Annotated in this window: 19 protein-coding genes and 1 tRNA gene; 3 read left to right on the plus strand and 17 right to left on the minus strand. The window is 38.9% G+C overall.

Annotation, left to right across the window (positions count from 1 at the left end; all coding sequences use genetic code 11):
• Positions 1-6: 6 nt before the first annotated feature.
• The 13 genes from DW904_RS11670 to DW904_RS11735 form a co-directional block, all read right to left on the minus strand.
• Positions 7-687, minus strand: coding sequence for a hypothetical protein (locus DW904_RS11670; RefSeq protein WP_004614749.1), 681 nt, complete (start codon positions 685-687; stop codon positions 7-9).
• A complete protein-coding gene (locus tag DW904_RS11675; RefSeq protein WP_004614750.1) occupies positions 684-2,264 on the minus strand; it encodes a hypothetical protein in 1,581 nt (526 codons plus the stop codon). The genes DW904_RS11670 and DW904_RS11675 overlap by 4 nt, the downstream gene beginning before the upstream one ends.
• Before the next feature lie 12 nt (positions 2,265-2,276).
• The gene (locus DW904_RS11680; protein ID WP_158551238.1) at positions 2,277-2,588 is read right to left on the minus strand and encodes a TIGR04197 family type VII secretion effector; all 312 of its coding nucleotides are present in this window, start codon (positions 2,586-2,588) and stop codon (positions 2,277-2,279) included.
• Positions 2,563-3,222 (minus strand): hypothetical protein, encoded by a 660-nt coding sequence (locus tag DW904_RS11685; protein WP_044988162.1) that lies wholly within the window; start codon positions 3,220-3,222, stop codon positions 2,563-2,565. The genes DW904_RS11680 and DW904_RS11685 overlap by 26 nt, the downstream gene beginning before the upstream one ends.
• A gap of 214 nt (positions 3,223-3,436) precedes the next feature.
• Positions 3,437-4,054, minus strand: coding sequence for a hypothetical protein (locus DW904_RS11690; RefSeq protein WP_004614753.1), 618 nt, complete (start codon positions 4,052-4,054; stop codon positions 3,437-3,439).
• 2 nt (positions 4,055-4,056) lie between these two features.
• A complete protein-coding gene (locus tag DW904_RS11695) occupies positions 4,057-4,410 on the minus strand; it encodes a hypothetical protein (RefSeq protein ID WP_118580748.1) in 354 nt (117 codons plus the stop codon).
• 214 nt (positions 4,411-4,624) lie between these two features.
• Complete coding sequence (locus DW904_RS11700; RefSeq protein ID WP_181977218.1) at positions 4,625-5,026, minus strand: hypothetical protein; 402 nt, start codon at positions 5,024-5,026, stop codon at positions 4,625-4,627.
• 13 nt (positions 5,027-5,039) lie between these two features.
• On the minus strand, positions 5,040-5,336 hold the full coding sequence (locus tag DW904_RS11705) for a hypothetical protein (protein ID WP_015514766.1): 297 nt from the start codon (positions 5,334-5,336) through the stop codon (positions 5,040-5,042).
• 9 nt (positions 5,337-5,345) lie between these two features.
• A complete protein-coding gene (locus DW904_RS11710; RefSeq protein ID WP_117739581.1) occupies positions 5,346-6,344 on the minus strand; it encodes a DUF6017 domain-containing protein in 999 nt (332 codons plus the stop codon).
• Positions 6,345-6,422: 78 nt separating this feature from the next.
• Complete coding sequence (locus DW904_RS11715; RefSeq protein WP_117649599.1) at positions 6,423-7,334, minus strand: ParB/RepB/Spo0J family partition protein; 912 nt, start codon at positions 7,332-7,334, stop codon at positions 6,423-6,425.
• Positions 7,324-8,109: an AAA family ATPase gene (locus DW904_RS11720; protein WP_015535366.1), complete on the minus strand. Its 786-nt coding sequence runs from the start codon at positions 8,107-8,109 to the stop codon at positions 7,324-7,326. The genes DW904_RS11715 and DW904_RS11720 overlap by 11 nt, the downstream gene beginning before the upstream one ends.
• 14 nt (positions 8,110-8,123) lie before the next feature.
• A complete protein-coding gene (locus DW904_RS11725; protein WP_330389462.1) occupies positions 8,124-8,993 on the minus strand; it encodes a ParB/RepB/Spo0J family partition protein in 870 nt (289 codons plus the stop codon).
• Between the two features lie 422 nt (positions 8,994-9,415).
• Positions 9,416-9,489: transfer RNA gene (locus DW904_RS11735), tRNA-Arg, on the minus strand.
• A 540-nt stretch (positions 9,490-10,029) separates the two neighbouring features.
• On the opposite strand from DW904_RS11735, the gene DW904_RS11740 reads away from it, so the two are divergent.
• The 3 genes from DW904_RS11740 (at position 10,030) to DW904_RS11750 (ending at position 14,648) form a co-directional block, all read left to right on the plus strand.
• Positions 10,030-10,821 (plus strand): LytTR family DNA-binding domain-containing protein, encoded by a 792-nt coding sequence (locus DW904_RS11740; protein ID WP_118580751.1) that lies wholly within the window; start codon positions 10,030-10,032, stop codon positions 10,819-10,821.
• A gap of 182 nt (positions 10,822-11,003) precedes the next feature.
• Positions 11,004-12,986, plus strand: a complete 1,983-nt coding sequence (locus DW904_RS11745) for an alkyl sulfatase dimerization domain-containing protein (RefSeq protein WP_118580754.1) — start codon at positions 11,004-11,006, stop codon at positions 12,984-12,986.
• Positions 12,987-13,250: 264 nt separating this feature from the next.
• Positions 13,251-14,648, plus strand: a complete 1,398-nt coding sequence (locus DW904_RS11750) for a DUF1254 domain-containing protein (RefSeq protein WP_207664911.1) — start codon at positions 13,251-13,253, stop codon at positions 14,646-14,648.
• Between the two features lie 89 nt (positions 14,649-14,737).
• Here DW904_RS11750 and DW904_RS11755 read toward each other — a convergent pair whose 3' ends face one another.
• The 4 genes from DW904_RS11755 to DW904_RS11770 all read right to left on the minus strand — a co-directional run bounded on the left by DW904_RS11755 (position 14,738) and on the right by DW904_RS11770 (position 19,029).
• On the minus strand, positions 14,738-16,192 hold the full coding sequence (locus DW904_RS11755) for a GGDEF domain-containing protein (protein WP_118580757.1): 1,455 nt from the start codon (positions 16,190-16,192) through the stop codon (positions 14,738-14,740).
• Positions 16,189-16,614 (minus strand): substrate-binding domain-containing protein, encoded by a 426-nt coding sequence (locus DW904_RS24555; RefSeq protein ID WP_118580760.1) that lies wholly within the window; start codon positions 16,612-16,614, stop codon positions 16,189-16,191. Before DW904_RS24555 ends, DW904_RS11755 begins: the two co-directional genes overlap by 4 nt.
• A complete protein-coding gene (locus DW904_RS24560; protein ID WP_118580763.1) occupies positions 16,608-17,222 on the minus strand; it encodes a substrate-binding domain-containing protein in 615 nt (204 codons plus the stop codon). The genes DW904_RS24555 and DW904_RS24560 overlap by 7 nt, the downstream gene beginning before the upstream one ends.
• A gap of 190 nt (positions 17,223-17,412) precedes the next feature.
• Positions 17,413-19,029: an FMN-binding protein gene (locus DW904_RS11770; protein WP_118580766.1), complete on the minus strand. Its 1,617-nt coding sequence runs from the start codon at positions 19,027-19,029 to the stop codon at positions 17,413-17,415.
• Positions 19,030-19,132: the final 103 nt, after the last annotated feature.

Raw genomic sequence — 19,132 nt, forward strand, 5'->3', positions numbered from 1 at the left:
AATTTATTAAGCTTCCTTATTTTCTGTATTCTTTTTTAAAGCAATCCATAAAACTATAAAAAAAGCCACATACACAACCATCCCCATCATAGTCGATTCCCTAGCATACTTTGTTGACAAATTTAATATACCCTGCTCTTTCCCAATTTCTTTTACCACATCCAAACCAGAAAATTTTTCCATCCAATGTTTGAGTTGCCATAAATAATAGACAATTACAGCAAAATATATACCTATAATTCCGCCTAATCCCAAAGTATAATTTTTCATAGATTTATTCCATAAAATTTCTTTCTTCGCTACATAAATATATAAAGCAAAGATAATGATACTCCCTAAAATAAGGATTCCCATTTCCATCATAAAGGCTGTAATAATCAAATTACTTGCAGACTTTGCAAATTGTTCTATAATAGCATCTACACCCATTTTTAAACATGCTACCGCTAAACCAAACATTACTCCAACAAATCCAATTTTTAAATAATTTTCATTTTTTCTGTTTTCTATTTTAATAGCTACATACAGCGCAGCACTATAAAATGTCCACAAAATAAATGCTGCTATAAACAATTGATCAAAATATCCCCATGCCATATATGGAACTCCAACTAATATCTTAGAAGCACCTCCGAAAATAAGCGTTGCAATTATTACAATCAAAATATCTTTATTCTTCTCCATCATTCATTTTCCCCTTTCAATAATTCTTCTAATAATTTCTGACTATCCTCGTCCGCAAAAGATGGTGTAGATAATTTATCACTAAAATCTAAAATTTGTGTTCGGCCAAACTCCATAAACCCATCAACAGATTCAATATATGCTTTATCACCAGAATAGGTTAACGGTGTATACATTAATTTTCCATCCGTTGAATATGATAAATAACCCGAAATATTTGTATCTTTATGTCTTTCATCCAAAGTGCCCGTTATCGTATAAGTTCCGTCTGGATTTGGAACATCTTTTCCCGAAGCTATTTTATATATTCCTGCTGCATAATCTGATGCCCATATTTTTCCAATGCCAGGTTCTGAGTCTCTATATGTATCCATTGGAATATTATAATTCCAGTTCTGAAAAGTTGCTCTATCTTCTGAATTTCCAACACAAATAGTGCCTCTATTTCCACCTTCTGAAGACTGGAAAATAACTGTCACTTCGCTTTTGGATAATGAAGAAAGTGTAAATTGCGTTAACCCTAATAACGCACTCAAACCTGCTGCTGCCTTTACATTTGGATCTGTTGAAGATAATTCTCCTGATAATACCTTATGTCCAGATGTTGTATATATATCTTCTTTAGGTATTTCTTCCAAACTAAATCCTAAAATTCCCTCTAATGCATCAAACTCCATTGCTGAGATTTCTTTTTTCCCATCCAACTTCCAAATAGGTTGAAAAGATATTTCATTATCTGGAACATAAATAGGATATATCTCTCCTTTATAAAACAACGCTTTTTTATCTTTTGAAAGAAATACTAATTCTGTTCCTTCTGTACGTTTTATACACGCAATATCCATTGTCGTTAAAACAATTCCTTTTTGTTTCAAATACTCAGTTTCTGATTCGCTTAATTTTAATTCCTCTTTAGCTTTCAACCACGATTCCAGCTTTAAGCATTCCACCTCCATAATTTTTTTCCAATCGAAACCTGTTCTGGGTATGTATGTTCCACTTTGAAATCGTCCGCTCATACTATTAAGTGCAGTTGTGATAGCTTCACGCAGACTACTTGTCGTTGAAAACAATATACTTGTACTACCTTCAATTTCATCATATTTATCTGATTTGCTTTTCCATTCATCATACAACTTCTGACTAGATTCAGCCAATCGTTTATAGTCATTTACCTTCCAACTATAATATAAATCTATGATAGAATTAGAAGTCTCTTTTTTCATTTCATACTCATCTGCTTTTTCCAAATAAAACTCCTTGTTATCAAGTGCTTTTTTCATTTGGCTTTGAATATTCGCCCCATCAAGAACTTCATCTCCTACCAAATCTTTTAGTGTTGAAAATTCTGCAATATCATACGCATTCGCCGACTTTATTGCATCAATTACAGTTATATAATCGGCCAACTGTTGCTTTAAATTCTCAAAAGAAACGCTTTTAATTTCATTATCTGTAGAAAATGCAGTTACACTCTTAGAAACAATATCCAGAGTCTCATTATCATTTTCGAGCTTATGGATTGCCTGATCACATTGGCTTTTTATATCATTCGGGTTTAAATAATCACTTTCTTTCATAAACTTTCCTCCCTAGTCATCGGCGGCTTTAATCACTGGATATCTAGTTCCATGTTGTGCAAGTTTCCCCATCATCTCATCAAACTGCGAAAAACTAAGATTCAGACTTCTTATATTGTGAACATCACCATCTAAGGTCTGCCCTAATAATTCAATTCCTTGCTGTGCATATCCGTATGCCTCTTTACTTTTACTGTTCGCTGAAATTGTTGTCTTAGAATCCTGTGGAACTAACGGAACATGACGAAAATAACTTTTAGCCGTTTCAATTTGAGTTGCAACTTCGTTTACATGCCCATTATTTACTTTTATTCCTTTTGACATCGTCACCATCTCCTTTACTAAATTTATAAACATGCACTCTTATATTTAATACTACTTTATTTACCATAACATTCAGCATAAAAACTTTATTATTATTTTCATAAATAATATTTCCATTTAAACCTAATGTTTTTATATAATTTCCTACTTCTATATTTGTGACACTTGTGTCAAGTTTTATATTATTTTCTTGATTATTCTGTATATCTGCTATCACCTTAATTATAGTAGCATAAGTCGAATTTATTGCCTTCTCAATCCCAGATAGTAGTAAAGATGAAGCCACTTTTTCTTGTAGTACTTCTGCATCAGTTTTCTTTTCTCCAGCTATCTCTAAAATAGTTTTTTTACCTAAATTGTGTTCTATAAAATAAGAATTTCTCCACGATAGTATTTCAAATCTTTGATTTCTTTTAGCATTCTGGTTACTTTCAATTACAACACCTAACGGGTTGTAATAATTAATAAAATCTGTATGTGTTAACTTAACAATATACTTTTTGCATTCTTCCTCCCAAGAAATAGTAACATATTTTCCATGCATCATTGTTCCCAGATCTTTCATTCTACAAATATAGGAGATAATAGCAGAAATCGTACAATGATTCTTTAGATTTTCTTGTTCCTGATTCATATAATCTAACATTCTACTTTGAGCAATAACCGCTGTTATTTCTGAATATCTTTTTAGAAAGTCCTATAAAAAAGGACTTAATTTAGCATCTCCATTGAACCATCTACAGCTTCTTCAAATATAGCAACACTAAATAAAACTGCCAAAAGTACAGATGATACAATTCCATAGATATTCAATTTTTCATATCTATTTCATGATCCTACTTTCTTCTTTATTCTGCCTCATTAATTGGTTTTTTCATAATATCATCATTGATTTGATATGATGGATCGTCTGCTTTTTTCATTATTTCTTTTAGCTTTTCGTACGAAAATGACTTGACATCCTGATTTGGAAAGTCATTCCCCTCCCTAACATAATTGAGCACAATCTCTGATAGGCGTGTCCAATACCGTTCTATCTGATGTTCGCCTTCAAAGTCCATACCAGTATCTGTAATAACTCTTTTACGATACCATTCAATGTAATCATGCACTTTATTATTTTTATTTAGGACATATAAATTCCCTTCCTCATCAAACTCACTTGATAAATACTTTTTTACATCCTCTAATGTGACCTTTTCTTTACAACGGTCAGACATATTATAAACATGTAACGCAACAAACAACTCCTTTTCATCAATATGTTCATATGAACTATATTCATATAAATGAAGCGGACCATCCTTGCGAATTAATGCATCATTTTGTCTTCTATAAGCTATACAAATCTCCCATTCTCTTTCTTCCGCTTCCTTCTTTTGAAATTGCAGATATCGCAGATATAAAATAGAGCCTATTGCTATAAAGCAACATATTAACACACCAACTTTCACTATTTTTTTCATAATCAATCCTCCATTATCGAATCCTTAATAACATACCACGAATTTTCTTTTTTCTTTATCAATTCCCTTAACTGTTCTTCCGAAAGTGATTCCAGATTTGTAAGCTTTATTTCAGGGTGTTCATTCGCATAGTTTTGCATAATACTCCTTAAATCTCCCAAATACTCCTCTACTTTTGATTTTCCAGCCATTCCAACATCATCCGGCGATTTAAACCACTTTGTATACTCATCTAAAACTTTAACTTCATTACTATTCTTTTCGTCAAGACCAGCAACTAATTGTTCAATTGTTATATCAGCATTTGTTTTATTATAAACATGTACTCTTATATTTAATTCTACTTTATTTATCATAACATTCTGCATAAAAACTTTATTATTATTTTCATAAATAATATTTCCATTTTAAACCTAATGCTTTTATATAATTTCCTACTTCTATATTTGTGATACTTGTGTCAAGTTTTATATTATTTTCTTGATTATTTTGTATATCAGCTACCATCTCAATTACGGTAGCATAAGTGGAATTGAACATCAAATCGTTTTCTTTATTCTATCACAGCTTCTATTGATCCGCCATCAATCTTTCAAACCAAGTGTCCATAGCAAGGATGAACTGACTTGCTCCTGCCCATTCTTCTAGCATCTCATCCAAGGTCTTGTGTTTTACATATTTCTGCACATACACCCAGGTGGCTATACCACTGGCCTCAGAAATAATTCCTGTTATGATCTTACGCATGATGTCCTCAAATTCTGCGATTTCCTCTTTTGGAACGATGTCATAGAGATTAGGAATCTGAAAATCTTCTTTCCCACAGTTCTCATGTACATTAATCAGCTCTGCTTTCACCCTCTTTCTGGATTCCTCGGGTAATTTCAAATATTGCCAGATCATTGAGACCACTTCGGAAGGTGTGTCTTTTTTGATCGGTGGTAACTGAATAAAATCATTCTTTTCGCTCATTTTCATATCCTCCTCAAGATAAAATAAAATCAATAATAGATTCTCTTGTCATGTCCAATACAGTATCTACGAAGACTCCTGCAAAAAGGATCAGATACAGAATTACACTCAGCGAAAACAGAAATGCAACCTGTACCCAGTCATGGTAACAGTATGCAGTCGCTATAATCAACAAAGTGAATATAAACCCAAGGATCCCTCTGACAACCGCATAAGTCTGTACTGTCATCTTTACTGCCAGTCCGATCACAAAAAGGATCAGCCATACCGGCAGTAATAATATTTTCCCAGCAAGTTTTAAAATAAACATGTGCACCTCCTATCTTACCAGTCCTGGCATATCATGGTTCACCTCTGCCTGATAATACCCGTTCATCGTAGACGGTGCATTAAACAGGGCTGCTAATAAATATTTCTTGATGTTCTTCACTTTGGTGGTGTTACCACGCATACAGTGTAAGACATACTCGATATGTGAATAGGTCAGCATCAGAAATTTTTTCTTCACCAGTGATGCCGGATACCAGTTGCTGGCAATCAAGATCTTGTCATTTTTACACATCACAGTTTCTACGATCAGGTTCACGATTTCATCTACCTGTCGCATATCGTCATGATGGGTTACTTCCAGTGATTCATAATCAATGGTCTCCTTGACAAGGTTTTCATAAGCCTGATAATCCTCAGAGCGATTATCGCTATCACATCTTTTCTCATCCACAGATATGATATGATTAGATTTATTATCATTCATTTCAGTATCACTAAGATTAGTATTATTAGGGTTTGAAATGTAAACTTCTTGAAGTTTGTTTTCGGGACTTCTAGAAGTTTGATTTTGGGACTTCATGAAGTTTAAATTGTAAACTTCTGCAGTCTCTTCATTTTCCACAGAAGTTTGTTTTTTAAACTTCTCTAATTCCTCTCCAAATTTTTTCTCATCTGTTTTCTCAGGCATAAAGGTTTTTACGTAGATAACATTCACCTTTCCAAATCCCTGTCTACGTTTCTCAATCAGACCAATTCCTGTTTCGTCATCCAGTTCTCTCATGGATTTGATGGCTTTATTTCTGCCACAGTTCAGTAATTCCATGATATCTTCGATGGAAAAGTAGATATATGCTCTGTTTTTGTCGTCAAACCACTGATTCTTGATGGAAAGAGACATTCGATCCAACATCAGTCCATATAAAATTTTGGCATCGCTTGATAAATCTTTAAAGTAGCTGTCTGTAAATAATGCTTTTGGTATGCGGTAGAAGCTGAACTGATCAGCTTCGGTACCGTAAAAATAATTAAATGTCATTTTTTTCTCCATAATTTCCTCCTTTCGTTTTCTGCTAAGAAGTCCTCTTTTTAAACTTCTTTGACTTTGTTTTCTTAGCTTTTTCTATCCTTAACAGGACTGTTCCTGCATCCATTTTTCTAATAATGATTCAATTACCTGTTCCATATCTTTGGCTGTATAATCATCCGGAAAATACTTTGTCAGTTTCTTTTCTGAGAAAGTAAGAGACCGGGATACTTTCTTTGCCATTACACAATTATTGAAAATCGATAACATCTGGATCTGATTGATTGGTCCATCATTCAGCTGATTTCTAAGTGCTGCAATCTGTTTTGGTTTGATAAATCCTGTGTCGCAGATATATTCGTAAATCCATCCCTGTACTTCCTTATCGATGTAGGAGATATCAACAGCGACCGTGAATTGAAGCTTTTTGTTATCTACCAGATCAAGAAGTTCCGGAATAAGCTCTGTCAGTCGGATATAACGCTGAATCTGTTTAGAGCTTTCGCCTACTTGATCTGCAAGAATATTTCTTGATATTACTGGTTTCAACTTCTGGTCAATTTGACCAGAAGTTATATCTGTCCGACTTCCCTGTCTTTTCATTGCATCAAGTTTCATCTTATACGCAAAAGCTTTCTCACTCGGTAACAGCTCCTCTCGTTGAATGTTAGCGTCCACCATAGCCACAATGGCATCATCATCGGATAATTCCCTTACGATTGCCGGAATTGTTGTAAGACCTGCCAGCTGTGCTGCATGCATTCTTCTGTGACCGGATACCATTTCGTAATCTTCGTTTTCATCCATACGGAGAAGTACCGGTGTCAGCACTCCATTGATCTTTACGCTCTCTACCAAATCCTGCATCTTTTCATCGTCCAACACCTTGAACGGATGATTCTTAAACGGATGGATCTTACTGATCTCTATCTCCATTGCAGATTCTTCATTTACTACTCCGAGCAGTTCATCAATACTTGCCAGCTTAATCTTTTCACCACTTCTATTTTTCATTCTTCAAAACCTCCTGTGTTAAATTCATATATGCCTCAGCAACTTTTCCTTTTGGACAATGCATGTAGATACTTTTTCCCTCTGCACTGGTCTCAGCAGCTTTTACGGACATCGGAATCACATTTTCAAATACCTCAATCTGGCTTCCATAGGTTGTATGTACTCTTGATGCAATGTCCCTTGCGTAATTGGTTCTGAAATCTACCATAGTCAGGAGAATGCCCTCAATCGCCAGTTTCCGATTCAATCTTTTCTTTACTGTAAGAATGGTCTTAATCAGCTGTTGAAGTCCTTTAACAGGCAGATATGCGGCCTGTACAGGTATCAGCACGGAATCGGAAGAAACCAGTGCATTGATCGTCATCATACCAAGGCTTGGCATACAGTCGATCAGGATATAATCGTATCGGGATCTTATCGCATCGATATATTCTTTCATGATCATTTCTCTGCTCATAACATTTCCCATCGTTACTTCCAGTGCGGAAAGTTCAATGTTTGCTGGAAGCAGATCTACATTTTCCTGATGATGTAAGATACCATCTTCTAGATTAATTTCTTCTTCATTGATAACATCCATCATGATCGTTGCCAGTGTAATTCGAAGATCATCCGGTTCTTCATATCCAAGACTTGCTGTTAAACTTCCCTGTGGATCCGCGTCGATCAGCAACACTTTCTTTCCTTCTCTTGCCAGTCCAATACCTACATTTACGGTTGTGGTGGTCTTGCCGACTCCACCTTTCTGGTTTACTACGGATATAACTTTACACATGATTTCTTCCTCCTTTAACTTTCCCATGATTCTTTTTTCCATAATTTTAGCAGTGCCAGTATTTCCCGTTTCATCATTGCCGGTGTATAAGAATTTGGAAAATACTTGTGTAGTTGCTCATTGGTAAATGCTACTCTGGTGATCTCACCTTTTTTAACTTCACTCATGATTTCTTCCATCTTTTCTAACGATAACTGTTTTTCTTTACTCAGCTGCTTTATCCGCTGAGCCTGTGAGAGTGACGGAATCGCCTGTGCATAATCCATTGCTTTAAGCAGTTCTCTTTGTTCATTTTCTTTCAATGCAGCAATCTCTACTGCCGGACAAAAAGAAATAATCTCATCATCCAGTTTCTGCAACATTTCCGGTATAAGCTTTGTCAGTGATATATAACGCTGCACTTGTTTTGGGCTATCACCACAATCCTCACTGATAATATCTATCGATCGTTTTCTTGGTGTTTTGTGGTCAACTTGGCTCTTTTTTCGACCACTTTTTCTTTTTAGTACGTCATTCTTCAGTTTGTAAGCAAAAGCTTTTTCGCTGTAGCTGATCCGTTCTCTGTGAAGATTAGAATCCACCATACTTAAAATGGAATCATCTTCACTTAATACCCGGATAATCACCGGTACTTTACGGTATCCCAGTTTCTCCGCAGCATGTTTTCTTCTGTGGCCGGATATGATCTCATAGTAGCCATCCGGTACTGGTCTGACGATCAGCGGATTTAAAATGCCATACTTCTCAATGCTTTCCTGCAGAAGAAACATTTCCTTATCATCTTTTACTTGAAAGGGATGTTCCTTAAAAGGACGAAGACGCTCAATCTCAATTTCTATGATTCTTTCTTCTTTTTCTCCTGATTGTCTGTTTGGCTCAGTCATCTTGACTCCTTTCCTCCAGGATTCAGGAACTAAAAAATGCCTGCCTGGAACTTTTATAGATAGTAAAGTTCCAAACAGACATTGCTGTTTGACCATTAGCTGTAGCTAATAGAATTGAATACTGTTTCAGCTAATTTATGTTTGCAGGTTTGGGAGAGATTGTTTCTTTTCCCGCCTTTTCTCTGATTTACATCCCCGAATAAGGGGTGACAACGGAGCGGAACCCAAATGTTAGCTGGACTTCCTAAAACCCATGTTTGCAAACCGGCAATTTTGATTAGCTGTCAGCTAACAAAAATCGGATTGCGTTAGCTGGAAATTGATCATTTTGAATGGAATTTCGTGTCACGAACGTGATTTGAAAATAACAAAAGCGTTCGTTGTCAGCTAATCCAGCTAACATTTTCGAACGCTTTGAAGCCCGTCGCCAAGAGGATTTGAACCTCCGACCCCTCGCTTAGGAGGCGAGTGCTCTATCCAGCTGAGCTATGACGACACATGCCGCAAACCCTTGATTTTACTGGGTTTCTGGGATTTTTCCCTTCGGCCATATATAAGATTATCAACTCTTTTTTGAGTTGTCAATCTACAGATTTTTTTGAGTTGGTAACATTAGAACGTTCCCCAATTTGGTGAATGCTTTGTTGTCACCTTTGGCATTTTTCAGAATAGATTCGAACTGAAAGTTGTTTTTCATTTTTTCCCTTTGGGGAATGCCTCGGCTTTCTCTTAGGAGGCACTTGTTCTATCCATTAAACTGACAGGACAAATCTGTAGCTTCAATTGTACTATAATTACACACAAATTACAAGACTTTTCTTCTGTGCCTTCCTTACAATGGTTACTGTTCGCCAGGGCATATTGCAAAAAGCTTTTTACAAGATGTGCATCACGAAGCAGTTACCACTTTTGAAACATAAATTGATGCACTATACGGTTGGCATCTGTATACTTGTAAGAGCTTTGGCACAGTGCTAGAATAGTAAAAGTTATATTTTTCAAATAGATTTTTAATTACCAGAAGGAGACCTCAGCCATGCAGCAGGAATTTATTACAGTAACCTTCAATCGCACGAAGATTGCGATCCGATGTTCAGATATTCTCTATGTGATCATGTCCGATGATTATTGCAGGATTCACATGTTTGATGGAAACGTTTATTGTTGCCGAATGACACTGAAAGAATTAAAGAAACAGTTGAATGAAGAATTTATGGAGGTAAAACGCGGCTGTATGGTAGCTGTGTCTGCAATCAGTGATATTGGAGACAGGATTTTGCTGTCTAATGGTGAGAAGATTTGCTATACAAAACGCAAAAAAAAGGTGCTCAGAGAAGAACTGCAGAAAAATCAGGAGCTTATAATTGCAAAAATCAGTAAAAAAAAGCTGCCGCTGACAGCAGAAGAGTATCGCAAATATTATAAAATATGTGATGCTCTCCCTTTTGCATTCACAGATATAGAAATGGTATTCAATGAAGAAAAAAAGGCAGTGGACTGGATCTTCCGCTATGGGAACGAAGCGCTGGCTGCCCTGGAAAAGCAGCCCTTAGACAAGATGATCGGAAGTTCTTTTTCCAGTCTTTTTTCCAATATGGACGCAAAATGGCTTCATGTTTATGAACGTGCCACCTTGTATGGTGAAACGCTGGAAATCATGGATTATAGTCCTGAAATAGATACGAATCTGAAAATTATATGTTTTCCTACATTTCCGGGACACTGTGGATGCATTTTGTTTAATGCAGACAAAATGAAATCTATAAGTGAAGAAAATCATCTGGTCAGATTGGTTGAAGTTTCCATGAAAAATAATTCCTCCAAATAACAAATGTCGTTTTACCGCTTATCATGTTGATTTACCGCAATAGAAATGTTATTTCGCTATAATTCGATTGTTCCCCTGATATATTCATGCTATATTTTTATTAGATATTATTTTTTGCAATCAATTAAGATTCACAGCAGAAAATATCTGAATTTTTTGCAGAACAAGGGGGGAAACATATCATGAAAAGAAAAAAAGCAGTTACTTTGACTACCGCTGCATTAGCACTTACTATGACTGTCTGCGGTAGTTCCAGCGCGATTGCCGCATCAGAATTAACAGCGGAAAGCAAACCAGCCACCCAGTATACCATTGATGCAAATCAGGAAGTTTATGCATTGTTGGATTTCGAGGATACTGAGGAGTTTGAAAATGCTACAAAAGGTCTGATTGCGTCTCCGGATACTCTGGATATTTATGATGAGAACGGGAAGCTTGTATGGAGTCAGACAGCGTATGCTTTTCTGGATCAGGATACTCCGGATACAGCGAATCCAAGTCTTTGGAGAGATACACAGCTGAATCATATTTATGGTCTTTTTGAAGTAACCGATGGAATCTATCAGGTGCGTGGCTATGATATGTCAAATATCACCTTCATAAAAGGTGATACGGGATGGATTGTAGTAGATCCACTGATGAGCATGGAATGTGCGGCAGCGGCTTTTTCCCTGGTAGAAGAGAATCTGGGCACTTTTCCTGTAAAGGCAGTGATTTACAGCCATTCCCATGTTGATCATTTCGGTGGAGTCAGGGGAATTATTTCAGAAGAAGATGTACAATCCGGTGATGTGCAGGTAATTGCACCGGAGGGCTTTGAGAAGCATGCTGTCAGCGAGAATATTTATGCAGGTACTGCCATGGGACGCAGAGCAAGCTATCAGTATGGAACCATGCTTGAGGCCAGTGAAACAGGAGCTCTTGCCATTGGTATTGGCATGGGGCAGTCCAGGGGCAGTACAAGTTATATTTCTCCTACACTTGAAATCACAGAAACCGGTGAGAAGCATACTATTGATGGAGTGGAAATTGAATTTCAGCTTACTCCGGGTACCGAAGCACCGGCGGAGATGAACTTCTGGATTGGATCGAAAAATGCTTTGTGGATGGCTGAAAACTGTACAGGAACACTCCACAACCTGTATACACTCCGCGGAGCCCAGGTACGTGACGGAAACGCATGGGCAGAGTACATTATGGAATCTCTGGCACTTTATGGTGATCAGGCAGATGTAGTATTCCAGTCTCATAACTGGCCACATTGGGGAAAGGATATTATTCAGGAATATATGACCAATACTGCAGCTGTGTATAAGTTTATTAACGACCAGACATTGCTTTACATTAATGAAGGTTATACGGAGACAGAGATTGCTAATATGATCCAGCTTCCCAAGGAGTTGGAAAAAGTCTGGTATACCCGTCAGTATTATGGCACAGTTTCTCATAATTCGAAGGCAGTATATGAGAAATACATGGGATGGTATGACGGTAATCCTGTCCATCTTGCTGAACTTACACCATCGGATTATGCACAAAAGCTGGTAGAATATTTCGGTGACACAGATGCGGTTCTTGAAAAAGCAAAAGAAGATTTTGCAAAGGGAGAATATCAGTGGGTTGCCCAGATCACCAATGCGCTGGTTTTTGCTGATCCGGAAAATATGGATGCACGTTATCTTTGTGCAGATGCATTAGAGCAATTGGGGTATCAGGCAGAATCCGGTCCATGGCGCAGTGCTTACCTTTGTGCGGCACAGGAGCTGCGAAATGGTACAAATACCGATGATGCAACGCGAGGCAATGGTAACGGTGATGTTATTTTACATATGACACCTGAAATGATTTTGGATTATCTGGGAATTCTTGTAGATACAACGAAGGTTCCGGATCTGACCTTTACAGCAAATCTTATATTGCCGGAAGGTAATTATGTACTCCGCGTGAAAAATGGTGTACTTCTTTATCAGAAAGATACACAGGATGCGGATGCGGATGTGACATGGACTACCAAACGTGCCGGACTGCTGTCTATTATTCAGAAAAACACGGAAAATATTGCAGCTTTGATCCAGCAGGAGGGTGATGAGACCTGCCTGACACGATTGATGGATGCAGTTACGGTTACCTCAGAGTATAAATATTTTAATATTATCGAGCCATAAAATTTGGTGCTGGAAGCGTGACATACCTGTTGTTGCAGGCGTGTCGGTTTCCTATATGTTTAGAGAGTGTTTAACCGAATCAAGTAAGTCCCCTGGGGCGATTGCAAAAAGCAATAAGCAGTGGGTGGGAACTTGCTTGTATCAGGAGAAGTGCAAGCTCCTTCAGATAAACTGCGAAGCAATTATTCGGTTATGAGCAAGTAGCAAAGCGGATCTGGAATATCCGCTTGACAAAATCATAAATACTTACAGGAGGATATGGATATGAAAAGATTTGCAGCTCTTATAGCCAGTGCAGCATTGGTGCTGTCAGGCTATTCCAGCAATGTGCAGGTATTTGCAGCAGCTGCTGACAGTGAGACAGATGAAAATATATGGGAGACTGTGGAAGATGCTTATGTTTATGCATTTCCACTGGTGCTTATGGATGCGACTGAGATTTCGGCAACGAACACAGAGGAGCCTGTTACCGGGAAAGCACCTGTAAATCAGTTTATACACAGTGTTGCACAGGCAAATGCACAATTCAGGAATGTGGTAACTCCTAATGTGGATACGATCTATTCACAGGTATGGTATGATCTGAGCGAGGAACCAATGGTCTATGAGCTTCCGGAAACAGATCGTTTTTGTAAGGTTCAGGTGCTGGATGCCTGGACAAACACTGCCGCAGTTCTTGATCAGGCAGGTGCATATGCAATTACTCTTTCTACATGGGAGGGAGAACTGCCTAAGGGCGTTACCCGTATAGATGTTCCCACATCCATGGCATGGTCTATCACCAGAACCATTTTATCAGGAGAAGAGGATTTGCCAAATGTGCGTGCCATTCAGGAAAAAATGAAACTAATGCCACTTTCCAATTATATATCTGGAGATACTTATGAGCCTCCAAAGGGCAGCTATAGCGAAGAGAATAATTATGTTCCTGTTGATAAGGTTCTTTCCATGGATCCGGTTACATTTTTTAATAAGGCTAATGAATTAATGGTAAAGAATTCTCCGGCAGCTGCAGATAAGGAAATGCTTGAAAAAATAGCTGCTGTGAATGTAGGACCTGGTATGGAATTTGATGCTTCTGTTCTTACCGGTGATGTTGCCAAAAGCTGGAAAACAATGCTGACAGAAATTCGGCCAAAGCTTGTTAAAGAGGGAATGAAATTCTCAAAGAAGCTTGGCCAGTGGAGTTATTTTGGTGCACCAATCGGAGATTGTAACACAGAATATGCTTATCGTGCACTGGTAGCACTTGCAGGGCTTGGTGCCAATACCGTTGAGGTTGCATTGTATGCCAAGACAGAACAGGATGCGGATGGAAATCTTCTGACAGGAGAGAAGTCATATACCCTTCATTTCGAAAGCTATCCGCAGGTTCTTGAAGGAGGCTTCTGGTCTGTGACTGCATATGGGGATGATGATTTCCTGATCGATAATCCTATTGATCGTTACTGCATAAATGACCGTTCCGGTTTGAAAGCGAATGAAGATGGCTCTGTTGATGTTATTCTGTCTAAAGATGCACCGGAGGATACCACAAACTGGCTTCCTGTGGGTGACGGTGGCTTCCACCTGTATATGCGTATCTATACACCTGATATGGATGCACTGGACACCTGGACGGCACCAACCATTACAGAGCTTGATCCGGCAAACGTAAATTAGATATTTCCGCAGGACACATTTATCAGGTAAAAAGGATCCCTCGCAAGGTAGAAGGCTAACAAGCCTCGACCTTGCCGGGATCCTTTCATTTACATTCCTTTCATTTTAAAATCAGCTTTCCCATTCTGTTTCACCTTATACAAAGCCATATCTGCGCTTTTACAAAGAGACATAACGTCTTCTCCCTGTTCCGGGAATGCAGCTCCGCCTGCGCTGGCTGAAAGCTCTACAACCTCTCCTGTAGGCAGTGTAAGCTGGGAAATCATCCTCTGAAACGTTTCCATATAAGTCCGCGCCATTTCCCCTGTAAGATTCTTCAGGTAAACCACAAATTCATCACCGCCATACCGGCCGATTATGCTATCCTCCGGGAAACAGCTTTTCATAGTTTTCGCAAAATGCTTCAGGCAGAAGTCTCCATTGTTATGACCGTAAGTATCATTATAAATTTTAAAATTATCTACATCAATAAAGATGAAGATACCTGGCGTTTTTTTACGCAATTCTTCTTCCACGGTAATCTGAAAAGCTCTGCGGTTCAGAATTCCGGTAAGAGGATCTGTAGTAGACAATCCCATGTACATTTTCTTATCTTTTTTCTCCAACAGCACAAGGGTCAGCATGTACAGTATCGTGAATCCTACCAGAATACTTCCATATACTCCGCCCCAGGCGGAAAACTGCTGGGTAATATCAGAAATATTCTTATTTGTCAGTTCAACGATCACATACCAGCCTGGCATAACAGAAATACTTCTATAGGAAATTGTAGATTCCTCTCCTCTGATAATAGCGGAAAATCTCCCATCCTTCTTTCCGGAACGCATGTCCTTTATCCACTGGTTGTAGGAATAACCTGCATCATACTGGAAATACTTCTGCTGAAGCAAAAGATTGTTCCAACTGCCAGACGGGCCGGAATTGTCACTAACACAGGTAATAAAATTTTCTGAATCGGCCTTTAACAGATGAATGCTGATCTTGCCCTGAAGAAGCTCATACTCACCCAGCTGTCTGAGATTTTCGATCATAATCGACACATAAAGTGTATGAACCAGTGAAGGATCCCCTACTGGCACAAAAACAGTCATGGTCATATTTCCAGTTCTGCTGGACTGGTAAGGATCCGAGTTAAAAGAAGTATCTGAAGCCAACGCCGCCTCATCCAGCTTCTTCTTTTTGATATCGGAAACAGCGCAGCTGCTGCTGCCATAAATTTCGCCATCATTCATAATAAAACCAATATCACCGAAAACAGTCTTGTCAAGATTTTTCTCCAGCTGTTCCAGGATTTCCTCCGGTTGGGCATTTTCCATAGACCGGATCATCTTTATATCTTCCTGTACATAGTTCTGAAGATATTCCATAGAATCATTCATCTTTTCCGCGTACAGGCCTGTGATCAGCTCCAGATGCTCTGTATTGAAATTCCGCGCAATTCTGCTCAGGTGAAAGTATGCCGCCACGATAATGACAAGGCAAACTGCCAGATACAAAGCCAGCAGGACTTTTCTTTTTGTTTTATTTTTTCTTCGATCTTTCATGAGACAGCATTCTCCATAAGGTAATCAGAATCAACCATAATAACTCCGGTATCAAAATACTTCTGCTCTGATTTTTCTCCCTTTATAAGAGAATTCAGGGAAAGCATTCCCAGATATCCCATCTGATCCTGTTTCTGCAGCACAGTCACTGCATGATACTCCGGATTCTGAAGCATCTGTTTCGTTTCGTCCGCCAGGTCAAAACCAACCAGCACCACATCTGTTCTTTCTTCCTTCAAAAGAGTATTTACAATGCCAACAGTAGATGTGTTGTTACAACCGAAAAAGCCCTTTATATCTGCATTTTCTCTCAATAATGCAGAAGCATCCGATTGTGCCTTTTTCGTATCACCGCCATTAACTCTTATATCCTGAATGATTTCCCACTGCTCCGGTGCATTGCCCGCCCAGAAATTCAGAATCCGGAAACACGATTTACCATTGCCTGTGAACTATCCGATGACAACTGGATTCCCACTTCCAGTGGGTCTGTCGGTGAATTCCCTGCATCATACAGCAGCTCCAGCATTTCTTTCGCTGCCATTTCTCCGGCATCTATATTATCTGTCATGTAACAGGCGTCAAATTCGCTGCTGTTAATAGAAGAATCAATAAGTACTACCGGAATATCCTTTTCCCGTACCTTCTGACAGCCGTCTGCCAGTGAATTGGAATCTGCCGGAGCCAGCAGGATTCCGTCAGCGCCTTGCTCCATAGCCTGGTTCATCAGGTCAATCTGGCCGGAAATGTCAGTTTCGTTATCAATTCCGCCAAGATAAACCGCTTCATCCAGTTTTTTTGCAGCTTCTGTTATACCATCTATTACCTTCTCCCAGTAAGCACCATGATAATTTTTCAGAATAACATATATTTGCTTATCGCTTTCCGGATTAGAAATACAGGTATAGTCCACCACAGCGGGCTGCTCTGCTGCCTCCTCCATGTTTGCCTTCGAACTCCCCGAGCAGCCTCCCAGCAGAACAGATGCCACTCCCACAAAAATCAACCGATATGCTTTCGTTCGTCTCATTTTTTCCCCAGTACTTATACTCTAAATTGTAACGCTTGCAGCGCAGATATTGAATAGTTACCAGATATTTTACATTTTTGCATATATTTTTTGTGTATATCTGATATATTATATGCCTGATGTATAAGGGCTGTCAATGTCTATTCTTCACGATTCCCAGTCTGCATCCTCCGTTTCTGATTTCTGTTATCTATTTTTCATACTCCTTAACCTTCTTTTCATACTCTTCCTGGTTTTCTATTACATGTTTTACAATATGTCCATGGCTTTTCTTCTTGGCAGCCAGATTCCGGCCAGGACGTTCGGCATATTGATCTTCGGGAATCTCCAATGCATTTGCCACAGCATGAATAATTCCGTTGCTGCTGTATGTGGCTCCGCTGACAGCATCAATGTTCAGACTTTGTTCCTCTTTCATCTCTTCAATTACAACTGGCGCAGCTTTAAAAAAATATTCTTCTGTGTCACAGTATGAGAAGATGGAAATATCCGTTACCTGCTGATTTTCCACAGTAACCTGAACTTCTACATCACCACGAAAAGCATCGGCAGATCCTGTATATACGCCATCGACAAGGTTCCGGAAGCGGCCTGCAGAAATAAATTCAGCCTTGTCCGCAGCTTTATCATCAGAACCATTCTCCGCAGTCTCTGAAGTTCCTGCCTCCTTCAAAGCATTCTGTACAGCCTGAATCAGCCCCTTACTACTATATGTAGCACCGGATACGGTATCTGCATTCGTATTCTGCTGTCCGATTATTGCAGAAAAGATTTCAGCTTTCGCTTTTTCCATATATGACTTGTCATCCTCATAACTGTCCAGTGTAAGACTGGTTATTTTTCCGTCCGCCACACTTACAGTGACACGTATCGCTCCACGATAGCCCTCACCTGTTCCAGTATAAGTACCGTCTTTATATCTGAAACCTTCAACAACACCGCCTGCTATATTTCTATCCTTCGTATAGCTTCTCGCCGTAAGGAGCTGGGAAGCCCCAATCATCACACACGTGAGCAATACTCCGATCACCATTCCATATTTAATTCCAAAATGCACATTTCCTTTCGGGCACCAGCTAATGCACTGCTGGCACGCAATGCACTCTCCACCTGTAACTTGTTCCTTTTTCGTAAAATCAATTCCCATGCTGCATTTCGCAGTACACAAAGAACAGGCACTGCATTCTCGTCCGAGCTTTTCGATTTTCAAAAATGCACCTCTGGAAATCAGTGCATACACCGCTCCCATTGGACAGAAATATCTGCAAAAGAATCTCTTTACCAACACTGATCCTGTCAAAATCACCAAGAGTAAAATTCCCCCCACCGAGCACAAAGGCTTCACTCCCGGCCAATGTCCAGGCACAATATACTGGCCAAATATTTCCCACGGACCTTGCTTTTTCCAGGTCAAAACACCACTCCATATAAATATTACAAAATAAACAAGTACTCCATATTTTGCCAGTTTCAGAACTCTGTCAGCTTTCTTGTATATTTCTGGATTTCTGTTCCGCCTCCAGCTGCCTTTTCCCAGCTTCCGCGCTGCAAACCACAAGAAATCCTGCACAGCTCCAAAGCTGCAGAAAAATCCGCAAAAAAATCTCCCCACCAGTACACTTCCTGGCACTGTCGCGATTAGTACATACACCGAATACCTGACACTCTCCCAGGAAATACTTCCAGCATAGATCTGGGAAAAGATATCTCCAATAGCTGTAAATCCTGTTACGAACAGTTCTGGGATTAAGATAAACGACAGTAGTTGGATAACTATTTTTATCCAGTTGTTCTTTCTATTTTTCATTTTTTAGCTGCTTCTTTTTGTAGGCTATCTTTTTTCAACTGCTTCCAAAATTTTCATTTCACAAACACCGAAAGCCTATCAATAATCATAAAAAAGCACTCCC

Origin of the sequence: Ruminococcus sp. AM42-11 (assembly GCF_003480145.1) — a bacterium.
GTDB lineage: Bacteria > Bacillota > Clostridia > Lachnospirales > Lachnospiraceae > Blautia_A > Blautia_A faecis.

Excerpts from the sequence above, each read along its gene's own strand:
- DW904_RS11700 (WP_181977218.1), bottom strand. The coding sequence starts at position 5,026 with ATGAGCGAAAAGAATGATTTTATTCAGTTACCACCGATCAAAAAAGAC.
- DW904_RS11770 (WP_118580766.1), bottom strand. The coding sequence starts at position 19,029 with ATGAAAAATAGAAAGAACAACTGGATAAAAATAGTTATCCAACTACTG.
- DW904_RS11720 (WP_015535366.1), bottom strand. The coding sequence starts at position 8,109 with ATGTGTAAAGTTATATCCGTAGTAAACCAGAAAGGTGGAGTCGGCAAG.
- DW904_RS24560 (WP_118580763.1), bottom strand. The coding sequence starts at position 17,222 with ATGAGACGAACGAAAGCATATCGGTTGATTTTTGTGGGAGTGGCATCT.
- DW904_RS11710 (WP_117739581.1), bottom strand. The coding sequence starts at position 6,344 with ATGGAGAAAAAAATGACATTTAATTATTTTTACGGTACCGAAGCTGAT.
- DW904_RS11755 (WP_118580757.1), bottom strand. The coding sequence starts at position 16,192 with ATGAAAGATCGAAGAAAAAATAAAACAAAAAGAAAAGTCCTGCTGGCT.
- DW904_RS11680 (WP_158551238.1), bottom strand. The coding sequence starts at position 2,588 with ATGTCAAAAGGAATAAAAGTAAATAATGGGCATGTAAACGAAGTTGCA.
- DW904_RS11750 (WP_207664911.1), top strand. The coding sequence starts at position 13,251 with ATGAAAAGATTTGCAGCTCTTATAGCCAGTGCAGCATTGGTGCTGTCA.
- DW904_RS11740 (WP_118580751.1), top strand. The coding sequence starts at position 10,030 with ATGCAGCAGGAATTTATTACAGTAACCTTCAATCGCACGAAGATTGCG.
- DW904_RS11675 (WP_004614750.1), bottom strand. The coding sequence starts at position 2,264 with ATGAAAGAAAGTGATTATTTAAACCCGAATGATATAAAAAGCCAATGT.
- DW904_RS11725 (WP_330389462.1), bottom strand. The coding sequence starts at position 8,993 with ATGACTGAGCCAAACAGACAATCAGGAGAAAAAGAAGAAAGAATCATA.
- DW904_RS11745 (WP_118580754.1), top strand. The coding sequence starts at position 11,004 with ATGAAAAGAAAAAAAGCAGTTACTTTGACTACCGCTGCATTAGCACTT.
- DW904_RS11685 (WP_044988162.1), bottom strand. The coding sequence starts at position 3,222 with ATGAATCAGGAACAAGAAAATCTAAAGAATCATTGTACGATTTCTGCT.
- DW904_RS11715 (WP_117649599.1), bottom strand. The coding sequence starts at position 7,334 with ATGAAAAATAGAAGTGGTGAAAAGATTAAGCTGGCAAGTATTGATGAA.
- DW904_RS11690 (WP_004614753.1), bottom strand. The coding sequence starts at position 4,054 with ATGAAAAAAATAGTGAAAGTTGGTGTGTTAATATGTTGCTTTATAGCA.
- DW904_RS11670 (WP_004614749.1), bottom strand. The coding sequence starts at position 687 with ATGATGGAGAAGAATAAAGATATTTTGATTGTAATAATTGCAACGCTT.
- DW904_RS11705 (WP_015514766.1), bottom strand. The coding sequence starts at position 5,336 with ATGTTTATTTTAAAACTTGCTGGGAAAATATTATTACTGCCGGTATGG.
- DW904_RS11695 (WP_118580748.1), bottom strand. The coding sequence starts at position 4,410 with ATGATAAATAAAGTAGAATTAAATATAAGAGTACATGTTTATAATAAA.